This window comes from Streptomyces hawaiiensis (assembly GCF_004803895.1).
Lineage (GTDB): Bacteria > Actinomycetota > Actinomycetes > Streptomycetales > Streptomycetaceae > Streptomyces > Streptomyces hawaiiensis.
This window is the reverse complement of sequence record NZ_CP021978.1, coordinates 768,139-780,948: the sequence shown is the minus strand read 5'-3', so window position 1 is coordinate 780,948 and position 12,810 is coordinate 768,139. Positions and strand designations below refer to the sequence as shown.

Genomic DNA, 12,810 nt, shown 5'->3' with positions numbered 1-12,810 from the left:
AACGACATGTACTCCATCGGCCCCCTGACCGTCGCCCCCGGCGAGCGCGCCCAGGGTCTGATCCCGGTCGGCACCAGCAGCTACGGCGTGGAGCTCGGCATACCGCTCATCGTCGTCAACGGCACCGAGGACGGCCCGGTCCTGTGCGTGGACGCCGGTGTGCACGGCGATGAATACGACGGGCAGGAGGCCATCCGCCGCGTCCTCGCCGCGATCGACCCGGCCGCTCTGCGCGGCACCCTCGTCGGCATCCCCTGCATGAACACCCCCGCCTTCGAGGCGGCGGCCCGCACCAGCGGCCTGGACTACCTGAACCTCAACCGGATCTTCCCGGGTGACGCGGACGGCTCGTACTCGCTGCGCCTTGCCGCCACCTTCGTCGAGCAGGTCGTCCCGGCCATCGACGCCCTGGTCGACCTGCACACCGGCGGCACCTTCGGCGAGATCGCGCCGCTGGTCATCCTCCAGGGCGGCTACGAGGAACTGGCGACGGACCTCGCCCTCGCCGCCGGACACGAACTCGTCTGGAAGGGCGGCAAGTGGGGCGGCACGGTCCGCCACCCCACCCTCGCGGCCGGCAAGCCCGCCATCACCATCGAGGCCGGCGGCGGCACCTACCGCGAGCAGAACGTCGCCCTGCACGTGCACTCGATCCGCAACGTCATGCGCCAACTCGGCATGATCGACGGCGACGCGGAACTTCGCGACACGTACACGACCGTGTCGGGCACCTTCGCCCGGTCAGCCGCGGGCGGCTTCTTCCTCGGCCACGCCGAGCCGGGCGAGACGTGCAAGGAAGGCGATCTGATCGGCCAGATCGTCGACCACTACGGCAACACGCTGGAGGAGGTCCGCGCCCCGCAGGACGGCATCGTGCTCTGGGTGCGACGGATCCGCACCGTCCGGCCCGGCGACGAGGTCGTCATCTTCGGCGAGGTGCAGGGAGAGATCCAGCCATGAGCGGCGAACTCCCGCTGACCGAGCTGCTGCTGATCGACGGCAAGCCGGTGCCCGCCGCCGACGGGCGCAGCTTCACGGTCCTCGACCCGTCCGACGGGGCTGCCCTCGCCGAGGTCTCCCTCGCCGGGCAGGCGGACGTGGACCGGGCGGTGGCGGCGGCCCGCGCGGCCTTCACCGCACCCGAGTGGGCCCGGATGCGCCCCGCCGACCGCGGCAGGCTGCTGCACCGCATCGCGGAGGGGATCCGGCGCGAGGGCGACTGGCTGGCGCGCCTGGAATGCCAGGACGTCGGCAAGCCGCTCCGCCAGGCCAGGGCCGACGTCGAGTCCGCCGCCCGCTACTTCGAGTTCTACGCGGGCATCGCCGACAAGCTCGGCGGCTCCACGGTTCCCCTCGGCACCGGCCTGATCGACTACACCGTCCGTGAGCCGATCGGTGTCTCGGGCCAGATCATCCCGTTCAACTACCCGCTCCAGAACACCGCCCGGGGATCGGCCCCGGCTCTGGCCGCGGGGTGCACGGTCGTACTCAAGCCCTCCCCGGAGGCACCCCTCACCCCACTGGAGGTCGGCCGGATCGCGCTGGAGTGCGGGCTCCCGTCCGGCGTGCTGAACGTCGTACCCGGCGACGGACAGACCGGCGCGGCCCTCGCCGGACACCCCGGCATCGACCAGGTCACCTTCACCGGCTCGGTACCGACCGGCATCAAGGTCGCCCAGGCCGCCGCCGCCAACGTGGTGCCCTCCGTCACGGAACTCGGCGGCAAGTCGCCGTTCGTCGTCTTCGCCGACGCCGACTTCGACCTGGCGGTCAGCGCGGTCCTCGGCTGGTCGTTCAGCAACGCCGGCCAGATGTGCTCGGCAGGCACCCGGCTGCTGCTCCAGCGCGGCGCCGAGGAGTTCCTGGACCGGCTGGTCGAGCGGATCGCGACCCTGCGCGTCGGGCCGGGCCTCACGGACCCGGACATCGGCCCGCTCGTCGCCGCCCGGCAGCGCGACCGCGTCCTGGACTACCTCGAACTGGCCCGCACGGAAGGAGCCGTGACCCGCGTCGGCGGCGGCGCCCCGCCCGCCCCTGAGCTCGCCGACGGCTACTACATCGAGCCGACCGTCCTCACCGGCCTGACCAACCAGGCCCGCTGCGCCCGTGAGGAGATCTTCGGCCCCGTCGTCACCGTCATCGACTTCGACGACGCGGACGAGGCCCTGCGGATCGCCAACGACAGTCCGTACGGCCTGTCCTCCTACGTCTGGACCCGCGACATCGACAAGGCCATGCGCCTGGCCGAGGGCATCCGTGCCGGGCAGGTCTACGTGAACGTCACCAGCGCCGGCACCGGCATCGAGCTGCCCTTCGGCGGCTACAAACACAGCGGCTGGGGCCGGGAGAAGGGCCTGGAGGCGCTGGCGAGCTACACGCAGACCAAGAACGTCTGCCTCGGATTCGGAGACCGGTCATGAGGTACCGCACGCTGGGCGAACGCGGCCCGGCCGTCTCCGTGGTCGGCGTCGGCGGCAACAACTTCGGCTCCCGCCTCGACGAGGACGGCACGAAGGCCGTCGTCCGCGCCGCCCTCGACGCGGGGATCACCCTGTTCGACACCGCCGACATGTACGGCGGGTTCGGGGAGAGCGGCGGCTCCCGCGGCGACGGCGAACGCCTTCTCGGCGCCGCCCTCAAGGGCCGCCGGGACGACGTCGTCCTCGCCACCAAGTTCGGCATGGAGATGGGCCCCGAGGCCGACCTGTACGGCCGGCGCGGCGCCCGCCCCTACATCCGGTACGCCGTCGAGGCCTCCCTGCGCAGGCTCGGCACCGATCACATCGACCTGTACCAGTACCACGAGCCGGACGGCGTCACCCCGCTCCACGAGACGGTCGCCGCCCTGCGCGAACTCGTGGACGAGGGCAAGATCCGTTACATCGGTTGCTCCGGTCTCCCGCCCGAGCAGCTCACCGACGCCTTCGTCTCCACCCAGGCCCGCTACCACCTGCTCGACCGCAGTGTGGAGAACGACCTGATCCCGGCCTGCCTGCAGCACGGCCTGGGCCTCCTGCCGTACTACCCGCTGGCCAACGGACTGCTCAGCGGTAAGTACCGGCGCGGTGAGGAGCCCCCGCCCGGCAGCCGCCTGTCCTGGCGGCAGGGCTGGCTCACCGACGCCGCCCTGGACCGCGTCGAGGCGCTCACCGCGTACGGCGCCGAGCGCGGTCTGACCCTCCTCCAGGTCGCCGTAGGCGGACTGGCCGCACTGCCCGCGGTCGGCTCGGTCATCTGCGGCGCCATGACCCCCGCCCAGGTCACCGCCAACGCGGCGGCGGCCGACTGGCTCCCCGACGCGGCCGACCTGGCCGCCCTCGACGCGATCGTCACCCCAGGTGAACGGGTCGTCTGACCCTCTGTCACGTATTCCTGAAAAGAGGCTGAACACCATGCGAGAGATCGTCACCTTCGACGCCTACGGCACCCTGGTCGACTTCCAGCTCGGCCCCACCACCCTGAAGGTCCTTGAGGACCGGCTGGACCTGGACAACCTGGATGTCGACGAGTTCCTCGACGACTTCCGCGTCATGCGCTTCCAGGCGGTGCTGGAGGCCTACCGCCCCTACCACGAGATCCTGCACTCCAGCCTGCGCAACGCCATGCGCCTGCACGGCCTGGAGTACCGCGCGTCCGACGGCGACGCCCTCGTGGAGGCTGTCCCCACCTTCGGCCCCTTCCCGGAGGTCCCGGACGCCCTGCGGCAGCTGAAGACGAAGTACGAGATCGCCATCATCTCCAACACGGACGACAACCTGATCGCCCGGAACGTGGAGAACATCGGCGTGGAGTTCGACCACGTCATCACCGCCCAGCAGGCGGGCGCCTACAAGCCCGACCGCCAGACCTTCGAGCACGCCTTCAAGACCATGGGCGTCGAGCCGTCCCAGGTCATCCACACCGCCCAGGGATGGGAGTACGACCACATCCCGACCCGCGACCTCGGTCTGAAGCGCCGCGTGTGGATCAACCGCTTCGGCCGCCCGGGCAGCGCCGACTACCAGCCCTACGACGAGCTGCCGGACCTGACCGGCCTGCCGAAGCTGCTCGGCTGCTGACCGCACGGCGACACGCCACACAGGACAGAGAACACGACAGGACGCACGCCATGAAGCAGATTCCCTACTGGCTCGACACCGCTCCAGCCCTGCCCGACCGCTCCGGGAAGGACCTGCCCGACGAGGCGGACGTGGTGGTCATCGGCGGCGGCCTCACCGGCCTGTCCACCGCCTACCACGCCGCCCGCAAGGGGGCCCGGGTCGTCCTCGTCGAGAAGGACAAGGTCGGCTCGGGCGCCTCCGGGCGCAACGGCAGCATGTGCACCCAGGGCCTGACCATCAGCCCCGGCGAGGCCCGCAAGCGCTACGGCCAGGAACGCGCCCGCGAGCTGTACGACTCCTTCCGCGAAGCGGTCGACGTCGTCGAGGAGATCACCCGCACCGAGAAGATCGACTGCGACTTCCACCGCGTCGGCCGACTCGGAGTGGCCTTCAAGCCGCAGCACTTCGAGTCGATGCGGGCCACCCAGCGCGATCTCGCGGAGAACTTCGACCACGAGACCCAGCTCCTGACCCGGAGCGAGCTGAAGTCGGAGCTGGGCTCGGACTACTACCACGGCGCCCTGCTCGACCCGCTGAGCGCCGCCCTGCACGTCGGCAAGTACGTGCACGGCCTCGCCGAGGCCGCCGAACGCGCCGGCGCGGAGATCCACGAGCGCAACGCGGCCACCGGCCTCACCCGCCTGCCCGGCGGCGGTTTCGTGGTCGAGACCCTGAACGGCACCATCCGCGCCAAGCAGGTGATGGCCGCGACCGACGCCTACACCGACAAGTCGCTGCCGTGGTTCCGCAAGCGGCTCATCAACGTCGGCAGCTTCATCATCGTCACCGAACCGCTCGGCGAGGAGCGCGCCAAGTCGCTGATCCCGAACGGCCGCCTGGTGGTCGACTCCAAGAACATCGGCCACTACATCCGCCTCACGCCCGACAACCGCCTCGCCTTCGGCGGCCGGGCCCGCTTCGCCCCCTCCGACCCGGCCTCCGACGTCAAGAGCGGCGACATCCTGAAGGCGGAGATGACGGAGATCTTCCCGCAGCTCGCCGGGGTGCGGATCGACTACGTGTGGGGCGGCATGGTCGGCTTCTCCTGGGACCGCCTCCCGCACGCCGGCGAGGCGGACGGCCTGTACTACTCCATGGGCTACTGCGGCCATGGTGTCCAGATGGCCACCTACATGGGCCGGGCGGTCGCCGAGATGATGGACGGCAAGCCGGAGGCCAACCCCCTTCGCGGCCTCGGCTTCCCCAAGGTTCCGGTCCCCTTCTACAACGGCACCGCATGGTTCCTGCCGTTCGGCGGCGCCTACTACAAGGCGAAGGACAAGCTGCGCTGACGCTCGGCACCCCGGACGGGGAATGAAGACATGAATCAGTCTTCATGTGTTCCTGTATGGTGGGTGGTCACGCGCCCCCGCCAGAAGGACCCCCTGATGACCTCCACGCTCGCGCCTCAGCCGGTCGAACGGCCGAAGCCCGCTCGCACCGGGGCGGTGGCCCGGCGGCGTACCCGCGTCCTCGCGCTCCCCGAGGCACGCTGGGCCGCCGCGGCCACCGCCCTCTTCCTGCTCGCGCTGCCCTTGCAGCTGACCGGCGCCCCGGCCTGGACCTGGGGACCGCTGTACGCCCTGTCGTACGCCACGGGCGGCTGGGAGCCGGGGTGGGAGGGGCTCAAGGCGCTGAAGGAGCGCACCCTCGATGTCGACCTGCTGATGGTCGTGGCCGCCCTGGGCGCGGCAGCGATCGGGCAGGTCATGGACGGCGCCCTGCTCATCGTCATCTTCGCCACCTCCGGCGCGCTGGAGGCCCTGGCCACGGCCCGCACCGCCGACTCCGTGCGCGGCCTGCTCGACCTGGCCCCCGCCACGGCCACCCGGCTGGGCCCCGACGGCGGTGAACAGACCGTCCCCGTCGAGGAGCTGGCGGTCGGCGACACCGTCCTCGTCCGCCCCGGTGAGCGCGTCGGCGCCGACGGCCGCGTGCTGGACGGGGCGAGCGACGTGGACCAGGCGACCATCACCGGCGAGCCCCTCCCCGCGGCGAAGGAGCCGGGCGACGAGGTCTTCGCGGGCACCCTCAACGGCACCGGCGCGCTGCGGATCCGGGTGGAGCGCGACGCCTCCGAATCGGTGATCGCCCGGATCGTCCGCATGGTGCAGGAGGCGTCCGAGACCAAGGCGCCCACGCAGCTGTTCATCGAGAAGGTCGAACAGCGCTACTCACTGGGCATGGTGGCCGCCACCCTGGCCGTCTTCCTGGTGCCGCTCGCCTTCGGAGCGCAGCTCACCGACGCGCTGCTGCGCGCCATGACGTTCATGATCGTCGCCTCGCCCTGCGCGGTCGTGCTGGCCACCATGCCGCCCCTGCTGTCGGCCATCGCCAACGCCGGACGGCACGGCGTTCTCGTGAAGTCGGCCGTGGTGATGGAGCGGCTCGGCCAGGTGGACGCGGTCGCCCTGGACAAGACCGGCACACTCACGGAGGGCAGCCCGCGGGTCACCGACGTCCGGCCGTTGCCCGGATCGGCCCTGCACGAAGGGGAGTTGCTGATGCTGGCGGCCGCGGCCGAGCGGCCCAGCGAGCACCCGCTGGCCCGGGCGGTGGTGGACGCTGCCCGCGAGCGCGGCCTCGACCTGCCCGACGCGGAGGACTTCACCTCCGCACCCGGTGTGGGCGTCACCGCCGTCGTCGGCGGCCGCACGGTCGCGGTGGGCGCACCGGCCCGGCTGCTGGACGACACCCTCGGCACCGCCGCGGAACTGGAGGAGTCCGGCCGTACCGCCGTCCTGGTCGTCGTCGACGGCACCCCCGCCGGACTGCTCGGCATCGCCGACCGGCTGCGCCCGGACGCCGCCGCCACGGTCGCCTCCCTCGCCAGGCTCACCGGCACCGCCCCGGTGCTCCTCACCGGCGACAACCCCCGGGCCGCCGCGCACCTCGGCGCCGAGGCCGGCATCGACGACGTGCGGGCCGGGCTGCTGCCGCAGGACAAGCTGGCCGCGGTCCGGGAGATGGAGAGCGCGGGCCGCAAGGTGCTGGTCGTCGGGGACGGTGTCAACGACGCACCCGCCCTGGCCGCCGCGCACACCGGCATCGCCATGGGCCGGGCCGGCTCCGACCTCGCCCTGGAGACCGCGGACGCCGTCATCGTGCGCGACGAACTCGCCGCGGTCCCCGCCACCGTCGTCCTGTCCCGCCGCGCCCGCAGGCTGGTCGTGCAGAACCTCGTGATCGCCGGGGTGTTCATCGCAGGCCTCGTCGCCTGGGACCTCGCCGGTGACCTGCCGCTGCCGCTGGGCGTCGCGGGCCACGAGGGCTCCACGGTCCTGGTCGGCCTGAACGGGCTGCGGCTGCTGCGGGAGGGCGCCTGGCAGCGGGCCGCCGCCCACGGAAACGGCTGACCGGCGACCGTCAGCGCACCGGCGGGGGACCGCTGCTGGCCCGCACCACCAGGTCCACGGGCACGAGGGTGTCGACGCCGGGCCGTCCGCCCGGGCCGTCGATCCGGTCGAGGAGGAGCCGCAGCGAACGGGTGCCGATCTCCGCGAAGTCGGTGCGGACGGTGGTCAGCGGCGGCAGGAAGTGCGCGGCCTCGGGAACGTCGTCGTAGCCGACGACGCTGACCTCCCCGGGGACGGACCGCCCGGCCTCGTGCAGGGCGTGCAGCAGGCCGAGCGCCATCTGGTCGTTGCTGGCGAACACGGCCGTCACGTCGGGGCGCCGGGCCAGCCGACGGCCCAGGTCGTAGCCGGAGCCGGCGCTCCAGTCCCCGACGAGAGGGGCCGGGACGGCGGCACCGGCGGCCCGGAGCGTCGCCTGCCAGCTCGTCAGCCGGTGGTCGGCGGAGGTCCAGCCGGCCGGGCCCGCGAGGTGCCACACGGTGGCGTGCCCGAGGCCGAGGAGGTACTCGGTGGCCTTGCGGGCGCCGGTACGGGAATCGCCGGTGACCAGGGCCGTGCCGTCGTCGAGCGCGTTCTCCAGCACCACCAGGGGAGTGCCCAGGTCGGTCGCCTCCGCCAGGGCCCGGCCCACCCACAGCTGCGGCGCGATGGCGATCACGCCGTCCGCGCCCTCGGCAGACAACCGGTTCACGGCCTCGACGACGGTGTCGTGGTCGGCCGTGTCGAGGGCGATGGAGCTGACGAGGTAACCGGCCTCCTGGGCCGCCGTGTTGATCGCGGTCAGGATCGAGGCGGGCCCGTACCGGGCGGCGTCGAAGGAGATCACCCCGAGCATCCGGGTCCTGCCACTGGCCAGGGAGCGCGCACTGCGGCTGGGCCGGTAGCCGAGCGTGCGCATGGCCTCCAGGACCGCCTCGCGTGTCTCGGGGCGCACGGCCGGATGGTCGTTCAGCACCCGCGAGACGGTCTGCTTGGAGACCCCGGCCATCCGGGCCACGTCGGCCATCACCGGCCGCGCCCCCGCGAAGTTGCGCCTGCTGCGGCCCTTGGGCACAGGGCCGTCGGTGGCGCTCGGTGTCATGGCGGGTGATTCCTCGATGTCGGTACGGCGGTCCTGAACCCGCCCGGCAGGAGCACAGCATAGGCCGGGCGGTGCCCGGAAGGTCCTCAGCCGGTCCGGACCGTCCAGCGGCGCGTGACCACCCATTCGGCGTCCAGTACGCGCGCCTCCCGCCAGGCGTCGCCCAGCCGCCCCGGCACGTGCACGGGCGCGTCCGGGGCCAGCGGCAGCACCTTCAGCCGCAGTCCCTCCGTGAGCAGCGCCTCGACCGGCAGCCGGTCCAGCCCGATGTCCCAGACGCGTCCCGAGTAGAACTGGTCGGCGACCAGCACATCACCCACATAGGCCCGCGCCAGGTCCCCCGTCCAGCGCAGCCGCAGCAGCACACCCGAGGGGTTCCCAAGCAGGTCCTCCGGTACGTCGACCCGGTACTCGGCGGCCGCCGCGTCCACGTCCTCGTCGGCCGGCACACTCGCCCGGCCCTGCACGCCGGTCACCGGCGCGGGGGCCGGGCCGCCGGGCCTGACGCAGGTGATGGTCACGGCGGTGTCCGCGAGGGGACCGGTTTCGATCGTGCAGCGCGTGAAGACGCCGTCAGCCGCCTCCCGAACGTGGGCCCCCCTCACCTCCAGAGCCGCATCCGGTGCGGGCAGCACCGCGAACGACGGCTCCGCCGCGGGACTGTGCAGCCGCACCTCGCCTCGGTGCTCGTCGAAGACGACACCGTCCCCGCACAGCACCAGCCGCTCACCACCCCAGGCACGGCCCCGGTAGACCGTACGGGCCGTGGCGGCGTCCAGGACCAGCAGGCCGACGCGCGAACCGTCGGCCGCCTCCACCTCGACCAGGGCGTCGGTGCCGGGCCGCACCCCGCTGACCAGGACCCGGCCGGCGACCGGAGTGATCTCCCCGGACGGCGCGCCGACGGACGCCACGGTGTCCGCGTCCAGGGCGAGTTCGGGCGCGATGCCGTCGGTCGCGGCCAGCACCAGGACCGTACGACCGTCCGCCTCGACGGTGCACACGGGCTGCGCCGTGGCCCACTCCAGCCGCAGCCCGGCCACGTCCAGCCGGAGCGGCCAGCAGAAGTACGCGCCGGAGGGGACGGTGACGGGAGTGCTCGGCAGCGTCAGCGGGGGCGCGAGCGGAAAGTCGATCGTGAAGGCCGTGTCCGGGTGGTCCGGCAGCGGCTCGTGCGGCTGGTGGTTGGTCACGAACAGGAAGCCCGCGGCGCCGTCGGTCCGCACGGCCCAGCGCAGGGTGTCCCGGTCCTGCTGCCCGGTCGGCGACCGCTCGGGCAGCACGGACCGCATGGGCGCGATCCGGTGCCCCGTCTCGGCCAGCAGCAGGTGCTGGAGGCGCAGTTCGTGGTACGAGGGCCGCACCTGCCCGTACTCGCCGAGCGGGGCCTGGAAGTCGTAGGTCAGCACGGGCAGGTCGTTGGGATAGCCGGTGGCGTGCGACTCCTGCAGGGAGGTCAGCTCGCCGGGCGGGTTCGTGCCGCCGTGGAACATGTAGTAGCCCTGCCACACCGACCCGCAGCCGATCTTGGTGAGCCCGAGGGCACCGACATCGGCGGCCTCCACCCTCGGCCGCCGGTGGTAGGCGACCGCCATGCCGCCGCCCAACTCGCAGGTGGCCCAGGGGAACCGATCCGCCGAAGGGGCGGCGGCGGACACCCGCGTGGGCCGTAGATCGGCGCCGATGCCCTCGTCGTCGCGTTCGTGGGTGAAGAAGAAGTGCTTGCGGCAGCTGTCGGGCCAGCCGCCGTCGGCCTGCGTCCAGAACGCCTCGGGATAGCCGCCGTACAGCGGAAGCAGGTCCTCGCCCGGCAGCCGGACCCCGCCCCAGGCGGTCGACGTCCACAGCGGCGCGCTCAGCCCGGCCTCCTGGGCCAGGCGCTTCAGCGTGCGCAGATGGCCGGGCTGGTCGTAGAGCTCGTTCTCGATCTGGATCGCGACGATCGGGCCGCCGTTCGCCCGTTCCAGGCCCCTCAGTCGCTCCGCGATCTCCGTGAACCAGACGCGGACGGGCTCCAGATAGGCCGGGTCGTCGGTGCGCGGGGCACGGGTCCGGGCCAGGAGCCAGTCGGGCAGGCCGCCGTTGCGCACCTCCGCGTGCGACCAGGGGCCGATCCGGGGGATGAAGTCCAGGCCGTGGCGGGCGCACAGCTCGGCGAAGCGCCTGAGGTCGCGGTCGCCGTCGAAGCGGACCCGGCCCTCGACCTCCTCGTGGTGGATCCAGATGACGTAGGAGGCGACGGCGGTCACCCCGCCCGCCTTCATCTTCAGCAGTTCCTCCTCCCACTGCCCGTTCGGGTAGCGGGAGTAGTGGAACTCGCCGGAGACCGGGAACCAGGGGCGTCCGCCCCGGGTGAGCCAGCGGCTGGTGGCCTCGATCGGGTCGGGCACGCCGGGCACGTCCGTGAAGGGCAGGTGGCCGGTCAGCGGGGGAGCGGCGGGCGGGGGCACGCGCAGGAGATGCCTCACCAGGTGTTCTCCGGGCCGAGGTCGGGGGTGCCGGTGAGCAGGGCGCGGGTGGCGGTGGTGCCGTGCAGCTCCAGCAGGACCAGTTCGTTGGAGCCCGGACGCAGCACCGGCGCGGGAACGTAGAGCGTGCGCTGGGGGCCGCGGTTCCAGTAGCGGCCCAGGTGGAAGCCGTTGACCCAGGCCTGGCCCTTCGACCAGCCGGGCAGGGAGAGGAAGGCGTCGGCGGGGGTGCCGACGTCGAAGGTACCCCGGTGGAAGGCCGGTACGGTGACCGCCGCGTCGCCGGCCGGGGCGAACGGCACCGCGCCCGGATCGTCCAGCGGCAGCGGGCGGCAGTCCCAGCCCGTCAGGTCCGTGCCGTTGAAGGAGACGGGTCCGAGCAGGCCCTTGGGCGCGCCGATGCGGGGGCCGTAGTTGACGCCGCCCATGTTCTCGACGAGGACCTCCAGCGTCGCGCCGGGACGCGGCACGCGCACGGGCAGCGACTCGTCGTGGCGTTCGCTCTCCAGTACACCGACGGGCGCGCCGTCGACGAAGACCTGGGCGCGGTCGCCGACCCCGCGGTCGAAGTGCAGCAGGCCCTCGCCGCCGGCCGGGAGGGTGGTGCGGTAGAGCGCGTAGCCGGTGCGCTGCCCGAGCGCGTCCATGGTGACGGGCTCGTCGGTGCGCACGGCTTCGGCGAGCGATCCGGCGAGGGGCAGGAGAGCCGCCCGGCTGCTCAACTCGACCGGCGTGGAGGGAAGTTTGGCGCTCGGTGCGGGGGCGGGTTCGTCGGGCACGGTGGCGTGGCGGGCGATGACCTCACGGAAGGCGTGGTACTTCGGGCCCGGATCGCCGCACTCGGTGAGCGCGGCGTCGTAGTCGTAGGACGTGACGGTGGGCGTGTAGGCGTGCTTGTGGTTGGCGCCGTTGCTGAAGCCGAAGTTGGTTCCGCCGTGGAACATGTAGATGTTGACGGACGCCCCGGCGGACAGCAGCCGGTCCAGGTCGGCGGCGGCGTCGGCCGCGTCCCGCACATGGTGGGGTCCGCCCCAGTGATCGAACCAGCCGATCCAGAACTCGGCGCAGAACAGCGGGCCTTCGGGCCGGTGTTCGCGCAGCCGCCCCAGAGACTGCTCGACGCGGCTGCCGAAGGTGCCGGTGGTCAGGACCCCGGGCAGGCTTCCGGTGGCCAGATGCCCGGGGTCGGCCTGGTCGCAGGTGAACAGGAGCTCCTCGACGCCGCGGGAGCGGAAGGCGTCGGCGAGGTGTTTCAGATAGGCGCTGTCGTCGCCGTAGGCCCCGTACTCGTTCTCCACCTGTACGGCGATGACGGGACCGCCCGCCTTGGCCATGTGCGGCCGCAGCGCGGGCAGCAGCAGGTCGAGGTAGCGGTCGACGGCCCCGGTGAAGCGGGGATCGCTGGTGCGCAGCCGGATGTCCGGGTCGGAGGTCAGCCAGTCGGGCAGGCCGCCGCCGTCCCACTCGGCGCAGATGAACGGACCCGGACGCAGCAGCACCCGCAGCCCCTCGTCCTGGGCGAGCCGGAGGAAGCGGGGCAGGTCGAGGAAGCCGTCGAGGACGAGGGGGCCCTCGGGGCCGGGCTGGTGGTGGTTCCACGGGATGTACGTCTCCACCGTGTTGAGGCCCATCAGCCGGGCCTTGCGCAGCCGGTCGGACCACAGTCCGGGATGGACGCGGAAGTAGTGCAGCGCGCCGGAGATGATCCGGAACGGCTGGCCGTGCAGCAGGAATCCGTCGGACGTCGTCGTCAGGGCGGGCATGCGGAACTTCCCTTCGGTATGGGGGAGGCTTCTGTATGGGGG

At 72.6% G+C, this 12,810-nt stretch carries 9 protein-coding genes; 6 read left to right on the top strand and 3 right to left on the bottom strand.

All coding sequences use genetic code 11. The features are described from left to right. Positions 1-6 precede the first annotated feature (6 nt). From CEB94_RS03675 to CEB94_RS03650, 6 genes are all read left to right on the top strand, one after another. The gene (locus tag CEB94_RS03675) at positions 7-960 is read left to right on the top strand and encodes a succinylglutamate desuccinylase/aspartoacylase family protein (protein WP_175430792.1); all 954 of its coding nucleotides are present in this window, start codon (positions 7-9) and stop codon (positions 958-960) included. After that, entirely contained in the window at positions 957-2,420 is a 1,464-nt protein-coding gene (locus CEB94_RS03670; protein WP_175430791.1) for an aldehyde dehydrogenase family protein, read from the top strand. The genes CEB94_RS03675 and CEB94_RS03670 overlap by 4 nt, the downstream gene beginning before the upstream one ends. Beyond that, entirely contained in the window at positions 2,417-3,355 is a 939-nt protein-coding gene (locus tag CEB94_RS03665; protein WP_175430790.1) for an aldo/keto reductase, read from the top strand. Before CEB94_RS03670 ends, CEB94_RS03665 begins: the two co-directional genes overlap by 4 nt. 37 nt (positions 3,356-3,392) lie before the next feature. Continuing rightward, positions 3,393-4,058, top strand: a complete 666-nt coding sequence (locus CEB94_RS03660; RefSeq protein WP_175430789.1) for a haloacid dehalogenase type II — start codon at positions 3,393-3,395, stop codon at positions 4,056-4,058. 50 nt (positions 4,059-4,108) lie between these two features. Then, entirely contained in the window at positions 4,109-5,392 is a 1,284-nt protein-coding gene (locus tag CEB94_RS03655; protein WP_175430788.1) for an NAD(P)/FAD-dependent oxidoreductase, read from the top strand. A gap of 96 nt (positions 5,393-5,488) precedes the next feature. Then, complete coding sequence (locus tag CEB94_RS03650; protein ID WP_175430787.1) at positions 5,489-7,456, top strand: heavy metal translocating P-type ATPase; 1,968 nt, start codon at positions 5,489-5,491, stop codon at positions 7,454-7,456. 10 nt (positions 7,457-7,466) lie between these two features. Here CEB94_RS03650 and CEB94_RS03645 read toward each other — a convergent pair whose 3' ends face one another. From CEB94_RS03645 to CEB94_RS03635, 3 genes are all read right to left on the bottom strand, one after another. Beyond that, entirely contained in the window at positions 7,467-8,537 is a 1,071-nt protein-coding gene (locus CEB94_RS03645) for a LacI family DNA-binding transcriptional regulator (protein WP_175430786.1), read from the bottom strand. An 86-nt stretch (positions 8,538-8,623) separates the two neighbouring features. Further along, on the bottom strand, positions 8,624-11,008 hold the full coding sequence (locus CEB94_RS03640) for a beta-galactosidase (protein WP_175436872.1): 2,385 nt from the start codon (positions 11,006-11,008) through the stop codon (positions 8,624-8,626). Next, positions 11,002-12,768, bottom strand: a complete 1,767-nt coding sequence (locus CEB94_RS03635) for a glycoside hydrolase family 35 protein (protein ID WP_175430785.1) — start codon at positions 12,766-12,768, stop codon at positions 11,002-11,004. Before CEB94_RS03635 ends, CEB94_RS03640 begins: the two co-directional genes overlap by 7 nt. Positions 12,769-12,810: the final 42 nt, after the last annotated feature.

Excerpts from the sequence above, each read along its gene's own strand:
- CEB94_RS03675 (WP_175430792.1), top strand. The coding sequence starts at position 7 with ATGTACTCCATCGGCCCCCTGACCGTCGCCCCCGGCGAGCGCGCCCAG.
- CEB94_RS03670 (WP_175430791.1), top strand. The coding sequence starts at position 957 with ATGAGCGGCGAACTCCCGCTGACCGAGCTGCTGCTGATCGACGGCAAG.
- CEB94_RS03665 (WP_175430790.1), top strand. The coding sequence starts at position 2,417 with ATGAGGTACCGCACGCTGGGCGAACGCGGCCCGGCCGTCTCCGTGGTC.
- CEB94_RS03660 (WP_175430789.1), top strand. The coding sequence starts at position 3,393 with ATGCGAGAGATCGTCACCTTCGACGCCTACGGCACCCTGGTCGACTTC.
- CEB94_RS03655 (WP_175430788.1), top strand. The coding sequence starts at position 4,109 with ATGAAGCAGATTCCCTACTGGCTCGACACCGCTCCAGCCCTGCCCGAC.
- CEB94_RS03650 (WP_175430787.1), top strand. The coding sequence starts at position 5,489 with ATGACCTCCACGCTCGCGCCTCAGCCGGTCGAACGGCCGAAGCCCGCT.
- CEB94_RS03645 (WP_175430786.1), bottom strand. The coding sequence starts at position 8,537 with ATGACACCGAGCGCCACCGACGGCCCTGTGCCCAAGGGCCGCAGCAGG.
- CEB94_RS03635 (WP_175430785.1), bottom strand. The coding sequence starts at position 12,768 with ATGCCCGCCCTGACGACGACGTCCGACGGATTCCTGCTGCACGGCCAG.